General features: G+C 65.9%; 16 protein-coding genes. 10 read left to right on the top strand and 6 right to left on the bottom strand.

Annotated elements, in window-relative coordinates; all coding sequences use genetic code 11:
* Positions 1 to 42: 42 nt before the first annotated feature.
* Positions 43 to 561 (bottom strand): WKL family lipoprotein, encoded by a 519-nt coding sequence (locus tag KO481_RS21510; protein WP_215919130.1) that lies wholly within the window; start codon positions 559 to 561, stop codon positions 43 to 45.
* A gap of 106 nt (positions 562 to 667) precedes the next feature.
* A complete protein-coding gene (locus tag KO481_RS21505; RefSeq protein WP_215919626.1) occupies positions 668 to 2,161 on the bottom strand; it encodes a DNA polymerase IV in 1,494 nt (497 codons plus the stop codon).
* A 164-nt stretch (positions 2,162 to 2,325) separates the two neighbouring features.
* Here KO481_RS21505 and KO481_RS21500 point away from each other — a divergent pair, with 164 nt between their 5' ends.
* Together KO481_RS21500 and KO481_RS21495 are read left to right on the top strand one after the other, a co-directional pair.
* Positions 2,326 to 3,204, top strand: a complete 879-nt coding sequence (locus KO481_RS21500) for a UTP--glucose-1-phosphate uridylyltransferase (RefSeq protein ID WP_215919129.1) — start codon at positions 2,326 to 2,328, stop codon at positions 3,202 to 3,204.
* 380 nt (positions 3,205 to 3,584) lie between these two features.
* On the top strand, positions 3,585 to 3,779 hold the full coding sequence (locus KO481_RS21495) for a hypothetical protein (RefSeq protein WP_215919128.1): 195 nt from the start codon (positions 3,585 to 3,587) through the stop codon (positions 3,777 to 3,779).
* 41 nt (positions 3,780 to 3,820) lie between these two features.
* Here KO481_RS21495 and KO481_RS21490 read toward each other — a convergent pair whose 3' ends face one another.
* From KO481_RS21490 to KO481_RS21475, 4 genes are all read right to left on the bottom strand, one after another.
* Complete coding sequence (locus tag KO481_RS21490; RefSeq protein WP_245401284.1) at positions 3,821 to 4,480, bottom strand: C40 family peptidase; 660 nt, start codon at positions 4,478 to 4,480, stop codon at positions 3,821 to 3,823.
* A gap of 284 nt (positions 4,481 to 4,764) precedes the next feature.
* A complete protein-coding gene (locus KO481_RS21485; protein ID WP_215919127.1) occupies positions 4,765 to 6,054 on the bottom strand; it encodes an MFS transporter in 1,290 nt (429 codons plus the stop codon).
* Positions 6,055 to 7,191, bottom strand: a complete 1,137-nt coding sequence (locus tag KO481_RS21480) for a tyrosine-type recombinase/integrase (protein WP_215919126.1) — start codon at positions 7,189 to 7,191, stop codon at positions 6,055 to 6,057. It lies immediately after the preceding gene.
* Entirely contained in the window at positions 7,188 to 7,772 is a 585-nt protein-coding gene (locus tag KO481_RS21475) for a helix-turn-helix domain-containing protein (protein ID WP_215919125.1), read from the bottom strand. The genes KO481_RS21480 and KO481_RS21475 overlap by 4 nt, the downstream gene beginning before the upstream one ends.
* A gap of 138 nt (positions 7,773 to 7,910) precedes the next feature.
* On the opposite strand from KO481_RS21475, the gene KO481_RS21470 reads away from it, so the two are divergent.
* From KO481_RS21470 to KO481_RS43175, 8 genes are all read left to right on the top strand, one after another.
* Positions 7,911 to 8,156, top strand: coding sequence for a helix-turn-helix transcriptional regulator (locus KO481_RS21470; protein ID WP_245401283.1), 246 nt, complete (start codon positions 7,911 to 7,913; stop codon positions 8,154 to 8,156).
* A gap of 101 nt (positions 8,157 to 8,257) precedes the next feature.
* Positions 8,258 to 8,674, top strand: a complete 417-nt coding sequence (locus KO481_RS21465) for a hypothetical protein (RefSeq protein ID WP_215919123.1) — start codon at positions 8,258 to 8,260, stop codon at positions 8,672 to 8,674.
* A 52-nt stretch (positions 8,675 to 8,726) separates the two neighbouring features.
* Positions 8,727 to 9,005, top strand: a complete 279-nt coding sequence (locus KO481_RS21460) for a hypothetical protein (RefSeq protein WP_215919121.1) — start codon at positions 8,727 to 8,729, stop codon at positions 9,003 to 9,005.
* A gap of 41 nt (positions 9,006 to 9,046) precedes the next feature.
* Entirely contained in the window at positions 9,047 to 9,250 is a 204-nt protein-coding gene (locus KO481_RS43985; protein WP_281066160.1) for a DUF6011 domain-containing protein, read from the top strand.
* The gene (locus KO481_RS21455) at positions 9,247 to 11,217 is read left to right on the top strand and encodes a hypothetical protein (RefSeq protein ID WP_245401282.1); all 1,971 of its coding nucleotides are present in this window, start codon (positions 9,247 to 9,249) and stop codon (positions 11,215 to 11,217) included. Before KO481_RS43985 ends, KO481_RS21455 begins: the two co-directional genes overlap by 4 nt.
* A gap of 119 nt (positions 11,218 to 11,336) precedes the next feature.
* Complete coding sequence (locus tag KO481_RS21450) at positions 11,337 to 11,669, top strand: helix-turn-helix domain-containing protein (RefSeq protein ID WP_215919119.1); 333 nt, start codon at positions 11,337 to 11,339, stop codon at positions 11,667 to 11,669.
* A gap of 180 nt (positions 11,670 to 11,849) precedes the next feature.
* Positions 11,850 to 12,017 carry a hypothetical protein gene (locus KO481_RS21445; RefSeq protein ID WP_215919117.1) on the top strand — a complete coding sequence of 56 codons (168 nt, stop codon included), beginning with the start codon at positions 11,850 to 11,852 and terminating at the stop codon, positions 12,015 to 12,017.
* An 89-nt stretch (positions 12,018 to 12,106) separates the two neighbouring features.
* Positions 12,107 to 16,606, top strand: coding sequence for a transglycosylase SLT domain-containing protein (locus KO481_RS43175; RefSeq protein ID WP_245401281.1), 4,500 nt, complete (start codon positions 12,107 to 12,109; stop codon positions 16,604 to 16,606).
* Positions 16,607 to 16,619: the final 13 nt, after the last annotated feature.

The following is a 16,619-nucleotide window of genomic DNA, read 5'->3' as shown; positions in this document are numbered from 1 at the left end:
TACCACGATTCACGGCCCGTCCGGACGCGTAGGACCGTCTGCCTAGGTGCAGGCGGGCGAGGACTGGTTCAGGTTCTTCAGGCCGCTGCACGCCCAGTCCAGCGAGAGCTTCCAGGCGCCATCCTGCGCGACGAATGGCACTGTGGCGATGTTGTTCTGGCCGCCGTTGATGGAGAAGTTGGCGTAGGCGGTGATGCTGGTGGGATCGCCGAGGTCCTTCACACCGGTGACGGTGATCTTCGCGTTGTTCTGCTGGTAGGCCGTGATCAGCTTGTTGATCATCTGGGGATCCTTCTGCAAAGCGGTGGCCCCGTTCTCCAGATACTGAACCTTCTGCGCGGAGGGCACCTTCGGGTCCAGGGTCTCCTTCAACTCCTGGTTCAGCTGATCCACGGTGGGCACCGGCGGCCGGTTCGCCGTCGAGACTGCCGCCGCACTCGTCGTCATCGTCGCGTGATTGGAGCTCGAGTGCTTGTCACCGCTACCGCAGGCAGACAATCCCAACGCGGCCACCACGGCCAGCGTGGCGACGGCGATCCGTCCCGTCCTCTGAAGCTTCAATTCTCGTCCTTTACGTTCGAGTTGGTCTGTTACGAATGTGTGCACCGTGACAACTACCATCCGACCGGCGGCGCTGCACGAGTGGCCTCACGCTACCCGGGAACTTTCAACGAAGACTAAGGAGCGGATCGGCCGGGCCCAGATCCACATCGTCGGCAGAGAAGGTATACGCCGGTCCCGGCCCTGTCGAGCGGGTCTCGAATCGGACGGTGACACGGCCGTGTCCGCTGCCCTGCACCCAGCCGTGTCCGTGCTCGCGGTGGGTGACATCGCGGCCGGGATAGAAATATTCGGTGGTGTACGAGCGCGTGGGGGGCGGAACCGCATGTGCCGCTGCGGAAACGGCCTCGGGATCAGCGGAATCCCCCGGGCCGGCAAGTGTGCCGGCCGGGCCCGCGGCGGACGCCGCGACGACGGTCGGCTCGGGGGCGACGAACTCCTCCAGGTCCGCCGCGACGCGCGGCGCGGTGTCCTGATCCAACTCCGGAAACAGCGACTCCTGCCGCACCTCCGACAGGCCGCCGTAACCGACACCGACCAACCGGATCGGCCCGAGCTGGGCCGGGTCGATCGCCGAGCGCAGCGCCGCGGCGGTGAGGGTGGCCGGATCCTCCGTCGCGTACGGCAGCGTGAAGGAGCGGGTCACGATGCTCATGTCGGCCTTCTTGAGTTTCAGCACCACCGTGCGGGCGGCCCGGCCGTCGCGCTCCAAGCGGCGGTGCGCGGACGCGGCCATTTCCTCGATCGCGGACCGCAGCTGGCCCAGGCCCACGATGTCGGTCTCGTATGTGGTCTCGGCGCTGATCTGCTTGGCCTCGGCCCGCTCGGCGACCGGCCGATCGTCCAGGCCGCGGGCGAGCCGGTGCAGCGCCGCGCCGATGCTGCCGCCCAGCAGCGAGACCGCCTCCGATTCGGGCAGGGCCGCGAACGCCCCGACGGTCTCGATGCCGACCGACCGCAGCCGCCCCTGCGCCACCGGCCCGACACCCCACAGCTTGCGCACGGGCAGGGCGGCCAGCAGGTCGCGCTGCTCCCCCGGCGAAATCACCCGCACCCCATCGGGTTTGGCCAGGCCCGAGGCGATCTTGGCCAGCTGCTTACCCGCACCGGCGCCGACCGAGGCGACCAGGCCCGTGCGCTCGCGCACCAGCGCGCGCAGCGATTCGCAGAATGCCAGCACCTCGGCCACGCTGGCCCCCGCCAGCTCGGCGGGCTCGCCGAACGCCTCGTCGAACGAGAGCGTCTCGAGCACCGGAATCCGCGAGCGCATCGCCTCGAAAACCTGCCCGCTGACCTCCCCGTACACCACCCCGCGCGGCGGCACCACCACCGCGGTGACCCCGACCAGCCGCCGCGCCTGATGCATGGGCATCGCCGAGCGCGCCCCGAAGACCCGCGCCTCGTAGCTGGCCCCGGCCACCACCCCGCGCCCACCCATGCCGCCCACCAGCACCGGACGACCGCGCAACGTGGGCCTTGTCAGCTGCTCGACCGAGGCGAAGAAGGCATCCATGTCGATGTGCAGCACCCAGCGCCGCGCGCGCTGCGCCCGCTCGGCCGGCGCGTCCGACCCGGAATTGCTGTGGGATTCCTGCGCCATCGGCCGGGCCACGGCACCCGCCCGGTGCGCCTCGGCGACCCCGGAGGACTGCGGCTGACCAGGCAAAAGCCGTGTCGTAGCCGGGCCGGGATCGATTCTCATATCCGGAAATCTACGCGCGGCTACCGACATATTCGGCCGCGGCCGTATGTGATGATCGGACAATGACTATCCGTAAGGCCGTGATCCCCGCCGCGGGCATCGGCTCCCGCCTGCTGCCGCTGACCAAGGCGATCCCGAAGGAGATGCTGCCGGTCGGCGACAAGCCGGTGATCGAGCACACCGTCCGTGAGCTCGTAGCCTCGGGCATCACCGACATCACGATCGTGGTGAGCGCTGGAAAGTCGTTGATCCAGGACCATTTCCGGCCCAATCCAGCGCTGGTGGCGCAGCTGCGCGCCGACGGCAAGGCCGCCTACGCCGACGCCGTGGAGGAGGTCGGCGAGCTGGGCCGCCTGGGCCACATCACCTACCTGGACCAGCACGGCCCGTACGGCAACGGCACCCCGGTGCTCAACGCCGCGCGGAACCTGGGCGAGGAGCCGATGCTGGTGCTGTGGCCCGACGACGTGTTCGTCGCCGAGGTGCCGCGCGCCCAGCAGCTCATCGACGCCTACAACAAGACGAAGTCCCCGGTGCTGGCGCTGATGCCGATGCAGCCGCAGGACTCGGTCCGCTACGGCGTGCCGGTCGTGGAGGAGACCTTCGACAACGGCCTGATGCGGATCACCGGGCTCGTGGAGAAGCCCAAGCCGCAGGATGCACCCTCGGCGTTCGCCGCCGTCGGCGGATACGTCGTGACACCGGGCATCATCGAGGAGCTCGACAAGCAGGTCACCGAGTGGTACACCCACGGCACCGGCGAGGTGTACCTGACCGACGCGATCAACGCCTTCGCCGCCGCGAATGCCGCCTACGGCCAGGTGATCAGCGGCCGCTGGTACGACACGGGCAATCCGGCCGACTATCTGATCGCGCAGTTCGCCTCGGCGATGAACCACCCGCAGTACGGCCCGCGACTGCGTCAGCTGGCCGGCGGGTAACCGAGCGAAAGCTCCCCCGGCCGTACAGGAGGTCTTCGGCCAGGTCACCGCCGCCCAGCAGGTACCGCTGACGACCACCGACATCACCGCCCTCGCCCCCGGCGACCCGACCGGGCAGGGCCTGTTCTTCCTGCTGGTGGCCCTGAGCATTGGCCGGACCGGTCTTCCACATCATCGATCACGACTACGCGCAGATCTGGGCGATGGGATGGCTGTATCAATTTCACCACCTCGGGCGGGGTCTACTCACCGCAGCTGCAGGACGGATTCCTCGGTGCGCTGCACAACTTCTGGAACGGCGCCGGGTTCGTGGAGGGCGCGCGCCGCCTGCTCTACTTCGGCGGCAACGGCTTCGAAGGCCGGATCGCGAGCCTGCTGCTGTGGTTCGCGGCGGGCCCGGTGACGCTGCTGGCCGCGAGCCGGTACGAGCGCCGGCCGAGGGGATCGCGAACACCGGCGCGGCGCAACCGAACACCGCCGCGAGGCGGCACGCGAGCGCGCTCACCACCGCGACGGCACCTCGGGAGACCGCGGTCGAGGCGGAGGAGGAAATGGCCGAGGCCGTCGGCGTGTGAGCACCGACGCCCCCGTCCTCCACCGCGATTCGCCGCTTCTGTCAGAAGAAGCGGCGAATCGCGTAGATGTGGAACTGCCGCAGCGGCGAATAGACCACTCCGACGCCGTAGTCGTAGGCGTTGATAACCGTGCCGTTGCCGACGTACATGCCCTCATGCGAGCCGTCCGGGTTCAGCACCACGACATCGCCGGGCTGAATCGATCCCAGCGGCACCGGGCTACCCGCCCTGGCCTGCTGCCAGGTGGTGCGCGGCAGGAAGATGCCCACCCAGCGATAGGCCCACTGCACCAGTCCCGAGCAGTCGAAGGCGTTCGGTCCGGTGCCGCCCCACTGGTAGGGCTTGCCCACCTGGGTCTTCGCGATGGACAGCGCCGCCATCGCGCGGGGGCTGGCCAGCGGCACACTGGCCGAGCCGGTGGCGCTGCCCGACGCCGAGCCGCTGCCGGAACCGGAGGAGGCGCTGCCGGTGCCCCCGGCGATGGGATCCGATGCGCTGCCGGTCTCGGCGCTGCCGGTATTCGCGACGGTGGAGGCGGCAACCGGATCCGGAGCATCGGCGGTCGGCGCGGTGAGGGGAATTCCGGGATCGGCGACCGCCGTGGCGGTCGTCTCCGCCATCGTCGACAGGGTCAGGATCCCCATCACGGCCAGGAGGAGGAATCGGCGGGATCTGCTGTTGCGCGGTTTCGTTCGTGCCATGGCTCGCCCTTCGGGTGACACACCGCCGCGGCCAGTGACCCGGCGATCCGTCAGCACACAACGAGCGCAGGATGACCGCTTCCCCACGGGCATCTCGACCGGGACGACAAGCCTGGTGGTGCATATTTTCGGGTGGGTCGATCGGATGGAACGCGAAGCTCAACTAGACCGTCAGAGTTGCTCTGACATAGCTGTTGTACCTCAGGTCCCACGCACCACACAAGAACCAATGCGTAACAGGACAGAACGATCCCGGTCGGGACGGGGTTTCGGCGCCGCGCCGGCTAGACCTCGCTCAGCTCCCGATGCCGCGTCTCGGGCAGCGCGAGGATCGACACCAGCGATATCACCGCCATGGCGGCCATGAAAAACCCGACCGCGGTGGTGCCGCGGGTCTGGCCGAGCTGGGCCACGATCAGCGGCGCCGCGCCGCCACCCAGCACGCCGCCGAGGTTGTAGGCGATGCCCGCGCCGGAATAGCGCACCTCGGTGCCGAACAACTCGGGCAGGAACGCGCCCAGCGGGCCCCACACGATGCCCATGCACAGCAGCGCGCCCGACAGGCTCACCGCGATCAGGATCGGGTTCCTCGTGTTCAATAGCGGAAACATCACCAGGCTCCACACCAGGCTGAAGACCGCCCCGGCCAGCATCAGGCGGCGGCGTCCGAGCACATCCGATCCGCGCGCCACCACGTAGGTCGACACGCCGAGCACCGTCACCGCGATCAGGCTCAGGCCGAGCACCGTATTGCGGGGAACACCGAGGTTTTTCGTGGTGTACGTGAGGCAGTACGTGGACGCGGTGTAGAACATCACGTACACAATCACGATGGCGCCGGCCCCGAGCAGCAGCTGCTTCGGATACCGCCGCACCACCTCCACGGTCGGCACCTTCGCCGCGTGCGCGGTGGCCAGGAACTTCGCGAACGCCGGAGTCTCGGCCACCCGCAGCCGGATCCGCAGCCCGACCGCCACGAGCACGAACGACAGCAGGAACGGCACCCGCCAGCCCCAGCCGTCGAAGGCGTCCTTGGGCAGCCATTCCGACAGCGCCCAGTACAGTGCGGTGGCCGCGAAAAAGCCGATCGGAGAACCCATCTGGGGTGCGGCCGCGTAGAGCCCGCGCCGCCCGCGCGGGGCGTATTCGGTGGACAGCAGTGCGGCGCCGCCCCATTCACCGCCCAGGCCGATGCCCTGCAGCACCCGCAGCACGACGAGCAGGATCGGCGCGGCCACACCGATGCTCGCATAGCTCGGCAGCAGGCCGACGAACGCGGTGGACAGGCCCATCAGCAGCAGCGAGACCACCAGGGTCGCCTTGCGCCCGATGCGATCGCCGAAGTGCCCGAAGATGATCGCTCCCACGGGCCGGGCGACGAATCCGATCGCGAAGGTGGCCAGCGAGGCCAGGGTGCCCGCCACCGGCGAGAGCGCCGGGAAGAACAGTTTGTTCAGCACCAGGGCCGCGGCGGTGCCGTAGATGTAGTAGTCGTAGAACTCGATCAGAGCCGTCTTACCTGGTGATTTATTGCGATTCTGGGGCACTGGTACGCAGTAGGTACGCAGCACCATCTAGGAGGCCATACGCTCCTTGATCACGGCGGCGATGACCATGCGCGTCGACTCGTCAGTCTCCGGCCAGAGGTGGCCGTACACGTCCAACGTCGTCTTGGCGTCGGCGTGCCGCATCCGCGATTGCACGACTTTGATATTTGCGCCGTTCGCGATCAGCAGGGACGCGAGGTAGTGCCGGAGATCCTGGAATCCGAACTTCTCCGGCAACCCGGCGATACTCCCGCGAACGGCGATCAGGGCACGATTGAGTTGCAGTGGCGGTACGGGGTGTCCGGCGTCGTCGCACACGACCCGTTCACCGCGTCGCTCCTTCACCGCGGCCGACAGCATCAACGCCAGCTCGTTCGGGATCGGCACCGGAGCATCCGACCCGGGCGTCTTCAGCGGCTTAGCGGGCCACTGCTGCTTTGGATGCACGATGCCGCGGATGAAATCCACGTCAGCCACCCGCAGGCCGGAAATCTCGGCAATCCGCAGGCCGGCGAACGCACCGAGTAGCACGGCCACCCGCATATGCTCAGGCATCGCATCGTAGATCGCCCATACCTGCTCGGTCGTACAGCAATATGGTTTCTGCTTGCCCACGGGCGGCGATGTGCGTTTGGAGCACGGGTTTCGCCCCAGAACGCCATCGAGCACCGCATCTCCGAAGATCTGCGACAACCTGGAGTGCAGGGCGTGCACGTAGCTCGGTTCATGGCCGCGCGCCTTCAGAGTCGCGATCCACTCTTTCACGTGGGACGGCCGCACCGCCGAGAGCGGGATGTCTTCGAACTGGTTCTTGATCTGCGCTATGTGCGTCTTGGCCTGCCGAACCGTCGAATCACGATGTACCGCATAGCCTTTCAGCCATTCATCGCACCATTGCCCTACCGTCATCTTGGCGTCGCGCGGCGGGACGTGCGTTCCGGCGACTAGGGCAGCGGTCTGCCCGTCGAGCCATTCCTGCGCTTCGGTCTTCTTCGTGAAGCGCTGGGTGTGCTCCTCCCCCGCGTCATCGACATACCTTGCACGCCAACGCTTTCCCTTACCGTTGAGCTTGGTGTGGACCTTCTCGGTGGTGCCGTCCTCGTTGCGAACGGTCATCCACCAGAGGTCTTCTACACCGGATCGGCGGTTGCGGCGGATGGTCACGGCTCTCGCGTCCTGTCCGCTTCCAGCGCGGCTCGATTCAGCGCGTCCGTCGCAACGGCACGTTGCCGCGCCCAGTAGGCCACCTGCTTAGCTGCATCTTCAAGCTGCTCTTCAGCCCTGGTGATGGACTCTTCGTAGGACTCCATTAGTTCGCGCATCGACGATGCGGACATGGGTTCATCTTCCGGCCCGGCTCCGTAGAACACGGTCAGCGGTGGCACGCCAAAGATCTGTGCGATAGCCACAGCTTCCGCAACCCGCAAGGGTCGAGTGCCTCGCTCGATCTTGGCAACGGTGGTCTGGTGCATCTCAAAACCGTGGTCGGTCAGTCTGTTCGCGAGGTCTTCTTGCGACCAGTTCCGAGCTTTCCTCCACTGCCGGGTCCGATCACCGAATGCCCGTTCGTACCACTCGAAAGCCTCACGCATCGACTCCCGGTGACGTTGCAGCTCTGGTTCGTGCTCCGCCTCGAGTTGCCGCCTGTATTCCTCGATCTCCTGGTCCCGGATCTGCTGCAAGGCCTCAGCGTGCTCGCGGATTTCATCGGCTCTGTACAGGTCGCGCTCTTCATCATCGGCCATGCCAACGCACTCTAAGCGTCTTGGGCATATTTGCCAAGCTGCAACAGCTTGCACAAACAAGACAACATAGCTACCGTTACCAACGGGCAAAGCGCTTGAAATCCAAGCCCTCAGCGCTTAAACGAAGGGAAGGGTTCGATGCCGGACATCAGGACGCATCAGGACGTCGCGCAGCAAATACGCCAGTACATGACCACGCGGGAGGTGTCCGAGCTGACGGGCATCGCGCCGGGAACGCTTCGGTACTGGCGGCACACCCACACCGGCCCCGCTTCGTTCGTCTTGGGATCCAAGAAAGTCGTGTACAGGCGTACCGAAGTGACTCGCTGGCTCGAGGCGCAGGAGGCGGCGTCGCGGCGGGGTGGCAACCCGGAAGTCGCGTGAACCGGCCCATTCGAAATGCAGGCGACCCGGAGGACGGGGTCCAGCCGTCCATCCGGGCCTACGGAACAACCCCTACCAGCAATTTTGCAGAGGAAATCCCTATGAACACCATACCTACCCATCCGGCCCGCGGTAACCACCGCAGCCTGCCGGTCTGCGTCCACTGCGGAAATGCCCGCGGTCCTTGGGTGCCGAACGGTGACCGCGACGAGAACGGCTCACAGCTGTTCCGGTGCGCGCCCGGAATCGGGTGCCAGGCGGACGACACCCGCGCCGACCGCGCCGTAGACCAGCTCGCGGCGGCCGTCGACCATCTGCCCGCCGATGTCATCGCCAACGAACTCGGCATCACCACCCAGGCATGGCGCGCACGGATCGAACACCGTGCGCGCATGACGGTCTCGGAATTCGTCCGGGCCGCCCTGGTTGCGGGCGTTCGTGCGGCGGATCTGCTCGACGACAGCCCCGCACCGCTGCTGATCGACCGCGGCCGGATCGTCGAGGCGGTGGCCCAGTGAGCGCCGTCTATGTGGTCCTCGAGCAGTTCTCCGACGAGCAAGGCAGTGAGTCATGACGACCGTGGAGAACCGATTCGCTGGGCATCCGGCCGAACTCCAGGCCGCTCTTGAGGCGCTGGCAGCGGCCGAGCGCGACTTGCGGGCAACGAACTGGTGGGCGATACCTCATCTCAACGCCGACGCATCGGGAGACGTTGCGCCACAGGCGATTGCGGATGCCTGGCGCGATCACGCATTGATCATCAAGCGGGCCGCGCGGCGATGGGAGAAAGCACAGGCTGCCGTACTCGCGCTGCTGGGCGCGGAGCTACCGAAAGAGGGTGGTGAGTGAGCCGAAATCGAGATCGAGACGACTTGGGGGGCGTGTCCGCGATGGGCGCGCCCTCGGGCCGCATCTGGCCCACGGAACGCGAAGAGGACCGGCTCGACGCTCAGGTGTTGGCCGAAGCCAAGGCGCGCGGATTCCGACTGGCCATCCGTTGCAGCCGTTGTAATCAGTGGCTCGTGGCCTCGAAATCCGTTGCGCTGCACTTGGGTCCGACCTGTCGGCGCAAGATCACGCAGGAGGGCAGTTGAACGACGCCTATCAGCGCCTGGTGGACGCGCTCAACGCGCAGGGCTGCACCGTGGTCGATCGGGGGGACCACGGTGCAGCATCCACGCCCGGCCACAGCAATCAGGACCGCGGCACGACGTTCCGTCGCATCGAGGGCGGCGTGATTCTCTACGTCCACAACGGCGACAAGGTGCAGGTTCTCGCCGATCTCGGCCTCAGCCCTAGGGACCTGTTCGACGACAGCAAGTATCCGTACAGCGACGGCCGGATCGTCGAGCGCTACTACCCGCGTGGCAGCGGCAAGAAGTTCGCCCAGAAGGGCAACAAGCAGGGTCGCGCTCTGTTCAACATCGAGAACTTGCCCGACGACACCAGCGTGATCGTCTATGTGGTTGAAGGCGAGCACGACGTTCGGGCCGCGAAATCCGTTGATGCGCATGCTGTCACGCAGGCGCAGGGCGCGAGCACCCCGCCCGATCGGGCCGATTGGACGCCACTCACCGGGCGCCCAGTGGTCATCGTGCAGGACCGGGACGCCAGCGGCAAAGGTCAGCAGCGAGCCCGCACGGTAGCCGAGCATCTGCGCGGTATCTGTGCATCGGTGTCGATGGCGGAGGCCAAGGTCGGCAAGGACATGGCCGATCACCTTGCCGCTGGATTCGAGATCTCCGACCTGGTCCCGGTCATGCTCAGCGAGCCGCAACAGACGGTCGACGCGGACCCGCACGCCGAGTTCTGGGAACGCCGACCGATTCTCACCCACATCCGCGACGCCGCGCGCAGCCTCGGAGCATCGCCGTGGGCGACCCTCGGATGCGTCCTGTGCCGGGCGGCGGTGAGTGTGGAACCCAACGTCAAGATTCCCGCGATCGTCGCCGGTTACGCATCCCTGAACCTGTTCTGTGCAGCGGCAGGAGAATCCGGCCTCGGCAAGGGTGCCGCAGACCGGGCAGCGCGGCAGGTAGTCCGGTTCGTCGACAGCTCCGGCCACGACATCCCCGTGATGCCATTGAATCCCGGAACGGGCGAAGGACTCGCCAAGACGTTCATTCGCGAAGACGAGAGCACCGGGGAACGGCTCACGCGAGCGCTGATGGCTATCAACGAGATCCGCACACTTGAATCGTTGATGGCTCGCCAGGGTGCCACCCTCGAGAGCCAACTACTCCAGGTCTTCAGTGGTGAGGCACTGGGATTCAACAACGCCGCCAAGGCCACCACCACCGCGGTAGCCGAGCACTCGTATCGGCTGTGCGTGATCGTCGGAGTACAGCCAGAGAACGCCGGATCGCTGCTGTCCGCGGCTAAGGATGGCCTGCCGCAGCGATTCCTATGGATGCCGGTCGAAGACCCGTACGCGCCACCGCCGGAACTGGTCACCGACGACGGAAGCGGTGCCGCCGAACTACCCGTGATCGAGGCGCGCACGGTGCAGATCACCGGATACAAGGCCGAGGACGTCATCTTGAATGTTCCGGCGGCCGTGGTGAACAAGATCCGGTTGGATCGGCATCGCCGGATTACTGGCGCAGATAATTCCCCGCTGGATTCGCACCGGAATTTGATGCAGTTGAAGGTGGCCGCCGCGTTGATGATTCTCGATGGTCGCTGCAATAGCGGCGTGCCGCTGATCACCATGGACGACTGGAAACTCGCCGGAACGATCCTGAATATGTCGGATCGGGTACGCACGAAAATGGCGCGAATCCTGAATGAGCGCGTCCGGGAGGCGAGTCGAGCACGCGCAGAACTGAAGGCCGACGAGGCCGACATCCTCACCGACCGGGCCGATAGCCACGACCGTAAGCGGATTCACGGGTCCATCGTCCGATGCCTCGAGCGACGTGGCTCAGCGACTCGAAAAGACCTCCGGATCAACCTCGCGGCGAAGCTGCGCGATCGCTTCGAGGCCGAGCTTGCCGAGCTTCAAAGCGACGGAGTCATCACCTTCGATGGCTCCCTCTACCGACTGGTTCCAACGGACTAAGGGGGTGGAAGGGTGGAACTTCCTTCCTCCCTCCCGACCTGCGGAAAGAGGGGTGTAAAGCACTTCCACCCTTCCACCCCCTCAGAACGACTCACCTGGGAAAACAGAGGAGCGACCACATGAACATCTCCGACCTCGAGGTGCGGACGGCCTATCGCTGTGTCGCGGAGGTGGTGCATCAGCGGACCGGTGAACCAATCCCGGCGCCGATTCGGGACCTGTTCATCAGGCTGCACCGCGAGATCCGCTCCGGCGCCGCGAAGTACCCCGAGGATCCCGCAACCCCCGATCCCATCGACAGCGCCACCGCGGCGGGGGTGCTCGGATGCACTCCGAGGCGTGTGCAGCAACTCGCCTCGGACCTCGACGGCGTACGCGTCGGTGGGCGGTGGTTGTTCTCCCGCCGCATCGTCGAGGAATACGCGGAGGCATTGAGACAGCGACCTGCATGATTTCGCTTCGGCGAAATAGCTGTGTGCCCACTGGAGTAATCTCGGAGATGGTTCGCCGAAACGGGGAGCCATGCATGGTACGAGGTCGTCATAGTCACCATCTCGGGCAGAGAGAGAAAGGTCCGTGAGCGTGTGGAAGACGCTCGCGGACCTTTTCTGTATCCGCGGAAGGGAATCAGCATGGCTACTGCACAAGTCGCACCGTTGGAACTACTCGTCGACGGTGTTGTCAGTTTCATTGCCGCGTTGAGCGAACAGGACTTTCAGGCATTGGTTTCGCAGGCTCGCCCGCCCGATCCGGACCCTGCCGATACCGCCGCAGTGCACCGCATCGGGGAGGCCGCGTAATGCCTAATTACAGCGTCGGAACCTCGAGCATCCGCATTCAGCCCTCGTTTACCGGATTCCTCGAGAAGTCTCGCTCCGAGCTGAAGGCGATGCAGCTCGAGGTCGATGCGCTGATCAAGGCGCAAACCTCCGAGGCGGACGCGACCCTCGACCGCTGGCGCGCCGAGCAGGACGCCAAGGGCGTCACCCTCCGAGCGCAACTCGACAAGAGCAGCACCGGGCGGGCAAGCAGTGATTTCGGCAAGCTCGCCGACGACCTCAAAAGCGCCGGCACCCTCAACCTGAGGGTTGGCGGCATCGTCGGCGCGGCAGGGGTGCTCGCGGAGATCGCCTCAATCGGTGAGGCAGCGGCCGAGGCTGCCCGGTCGGTTGCCTTGCTGGCGCCCGCCGGCGGATTCGCAGGGCTCGCCTCGATCGGATCTATCGCCGCTGGAATCCACGGAGTACCAGCCGCTTTCAAGGCGATCAGCAGCGCTTCGGCCGACTCGACGGAGTCGGTCACCAAGCAGCGTGACGCCCTCGACGCCGTCTCGAACGCGGAATACAGTGCAGCGCAAGCGAATCAGAAGCTTGGCGACGCATACAAGGAAGCGTCTCGCTCGATCCGCGACATGAACGACCAGTTGCAGGATCAGAAGTTCGCCGTCCAAGATGCAGCGCTGAACGTGGACGAGGCGGCCAAGGCCCTGCAGAAGGTGCAGTTCGACCCCACTGCCGACGCGGATACCCGCAAGCGGGCACTGCTCCAGTACCAGGAAGCCGTCCAGCATTCGAAGGAAGCTGGCGAAAAGCTTGCCGATCAGGCGCAAGACACCGCCGCGGCGAACGCCAAGGGTGTGTCCGGCTCCGACGCGGTCGTTCAGGCCATCCACGCCCAGACCGTCGCACAGCAAGAGCTGACGAAAGCGCAGGCCACCGCCGCGGCGGGTACTGGTGGGGGCTCGAAGGTCGCCGATGCGCTGGCCAAGCTCTCCCCGAACGCCAAGGAACTCGTCGCCGACATCCGCGGCCTGGGCCCGGCATGGCATGACGCCCAGCAGGCGGGACAGGACGCGCTGACTTCCGGTCTCGGCCCGGCGTTCACCCACATGGCCGCGGTACAGCTCCCGAACCTGAAGGCGGGCATCGTCGGCATCGACACCGCCGTCAACTCCGGACTCAAGGGCACGTTGGCCGCACTGACGACCGACTCCGCGAAGTTGGATCTTCACACGGCATTCGACAACACGAGCCTCAGCATCGCGAATGCCTCGAAAGCCGCTGCTCCGCTGACGGATTCGATGTTGAAGCTGATTTCGGTCGGATCCACGGAGCTGCCCGGGCTCGGCCTCGGCATCGACCAGGCCGCCAGCAAGTTCGATGCCTTCATCCAGCGCGGTGCCGTGGACGGCTCGCTGAAGGCGAAAATCGACGACGGCGTCACCTCCCTCAAGGAGTTCGGGCAGGTCGCCGAGCATGTCGGATCCTCGATCGGCTCCATCTTCCGAGCGGCCGGAGACGGCGGCCAGACTCTCGAGTCGCTGGACAATGTCACCAAGCACATGGCCGATTTCCTGAAATCGCCGCGGGGACAGACGGATCTGTCCACGTTCTTCGCGAATGCCCGGGGTGATCTGCAGAAGCTCGAACCGGTCCTCGAGGATCTGCCAGCCCTGCTCAAAGCCGTGTACGGGGGATTCAGCACGTGGTCGGACATTGCGTTGCCGTTCCTCCAGGCCGCCGCATCCCTGCTGAAAGATCATCCCGAGCTAGTCCAGGACGCCGCCGCCGCGTACGTCGCATTCAAGTCGGTGAAACCCATCATCGACGGCGTCACTGGCGCGGTAGACCTGCTCGCCAAACGCGCCGGCGCGGTCGGAGAAGGCGCGACGGGCCTCAACAAGTGGAAGGCCGCGGGCGGGGAACTGCTCGGACTGCTCGGTTCCCCATGGACCGCGGGACTGATCGCCGCGGGATCGGTCGTGCTCGACTTCTCCGCCAGCGCGAACAGAGGCGCTGACGCTGTCCAGCGGTTCCGCACCCAAGCCTTGCAGGCAGTCGCGGACAACAACTCCCTATACAAGGCCTTGGAGAGCTCGCACGGCATCACCGATACCGGTGTCCTGGACCGGGAAGCCGCCGGCATCAAGAACTTCCGGGACGGGCTGGTGCAGAACGCCGCGGACGTGCCCGGATTCCGGGACAAGGTCTACGGCGGTGTCGCCGAACTCGGCAACAGCCTGTTCGGCATCGGTGGTGGTGTCGCGAACAACACCGCCCTGCGCGACTCGGTCGGCCGCGACAGCCAAGCCGTCAAGTCGGCGTTCGATCAACTCGGATTGTCGAATGACCAGCTTGCGGACAAAATCACGGGCCACAAGGCTGATTTCGATGCGATGATCACCCGCCTCAACGGCATGGGCGACGGCGGCAAGGAAGCCGCCAGCAAGCTGCAGGGCATGCGCGATGAGTGGGCGTTGGACGTCACCAGTGTGCAACCGGTCACCGACGCCATCAAAGAACTGGGCGACAAAAACAAGGACGCCGCTACACAGATCGATGCCGCTACACAGGCGTTGGAGCGGCAGCGGCAAGGCAACCTGACCGTCGAGGCTGCGCAGGAAAAGATGAACGCTGCCCTGACCACGTTGGGTACCAGCGCGCAGTCCGCGGGCGGCGCGGTGATCGACGCGTCCGGGAAAATCGACACCACTTCCCAGGCCGGTCAGAATTTGTACAACCTGATCAATCAAAACCTCGCCCCGTCGTGGGAAAACTTGACCAACGCAGTCATCGACCACGGGCGCCGCTCCGGTGAAACTGCCGACCAGGTGCAGCAGGACGCGCAGAAATCCTCCGACGCGTCGAAAAGCTCTGCCGAGCAACAGATTATGCAGATGGGGTATACCCAGACGCAGGCCGATACCCTCCTCCAGCATTACGGGTTGCTGGACAAAGATTTCCACGCGACCGCCACCCTGGATACCTCCCAGGCTGACACCTCGGTCGACGCTCTCACCAAGAAGATCCAAGGACTTCTGGACACCGAGCAGTCCGTGCCCGGTTTCGTCCAGTTGTTCGCCGCCGGACAGGGTTTGCCCGACAAGTACCACCCGGACGTGCCCTCGCCAACCGGTCCGATCCCGTCCGGTCCGGTCACACCGGACAAGCTCGGACAGTTGTTGACCGGTCACTCGGACGGCGGACCGATCTGGGGACCCGGCACGGACACCTCGGACAGCATCGTCACCCGCCTGTCCACCGGTGAATACGTGATCAAGGCCGACGCAGTCCGCAAGTACGGCATGGGGTTGTTCGACGGACTCAACAGTGAGTCGATCGACCCGGCCGCGCTGTCCCTGTCTCCCCAGCTGCCCGCCTCGATCGGACAGCTCGGACCGTCCGCCGCGCCGCAGTCCGCGCCGCAGATCGGGACCGCCCCGCCGTCGGTCATCAACCCGCAGGCGCCCGCGCCAGCACCGATGACCGACGACCAACTCACGACCCTCCAGGACCGTGCCGCAGTCGACCAGGCCAACACCGAGCGAAACGCCGTCTACGCCAACCCGTCCTCGACGGCCCAGGACAAGCAGGCCGCGGACTACAAGTACCTGCAGTCGCAGAACACCTTGCAGTCCGCCACGAAGAAGGGCCTGCCGGAGAAATACACGCTGCCGGGGATCGCCTCGAGCGCTGCCGGGATCCTCGCGCAAGGTTTCCTGTCCTCCCTCGGTCTCGGTCAGTCGATCCTGTCCGATCAGGGCACCTATGCCACCGACATCAATACCGCCGGCCAATGGCTGAACCAGCAGAACCCGCAACTGTCCGGCACCTACACTTACACGCCTCGGAACCTCCCGAGCGTCGTCACACCGGACCTGTCCACCCTGTCCACCACGACAGGCTCAATCGGACAGGACAAGACCGGACAGGCCACGAGCATCTGGAACGCTTCCGGCGGTGCCGAGCAGTGGCGCGGCCTGGCAGCGCAGATCCTCGCCAAAGAAGGATTCGCGCCAACCGACGCCAACGTGAACACGATGCTGGCCCAAGTCAACACGGAGTCCGGTGGCAACCCGACCGCGGTGAACCTCTGGGACAGCAATGCCCAGGCCGGGCACCCGTCGCAGGGGCTTCTGCAGACTATCCCGTCGACGTTCGCGACGTGGCGCGACCCGTCGCTGCCGAACGACATCAACGATCCTGCCGCGAATATGGCCGCGGCACTGCGGTATTACCGCGCGAACTACGGCAACGACCTGTCGACCGAATGGGGGCACGGCCACGGCTACGACGACGGCGGGATCGCCTCGGGCATCGGTCTGATGCTGAAGCAGACGCTCAAGCCGGAACGCGTCCTGTCCCCAAAGCAGACCGAGACATTCGACTCGGCGCTCCCGCTCCTGGAATCGATCAACAACTCGGCGTGGTCGCCGAACCGGATCGACTCCTCCAGCCTCAGCCCCGCCGCGGCACCTCAAAGCGCCGGCGCGGGCCGCACATTCGCGCCCACCATCAACGCCCGCGTCGCCAGCGTCTCCGACCTCGCGGACCTCGTTGAGCGCCAAGCCCAGAAGGACGCGATCGGCCTCATGGCCGCCATGCCCTAACCCACAGCTGTCA

The organism is Nocardia albiluteola, assembly GCF_018860155.1.
In the GTDB taxonomy this organism is placed as follows: domain Bacteria; phylum Actinomycetota; class Actinomycetes; order Mycobacteriales; family Mycobacteriaceae; genus Nocardia; species Nocardia albiluteola.
The sequence above is the reverse complement of the archived record's forward strand: the minus strand, read 5'-3'. Positions and strand labels throughout refer to the sequence as shown.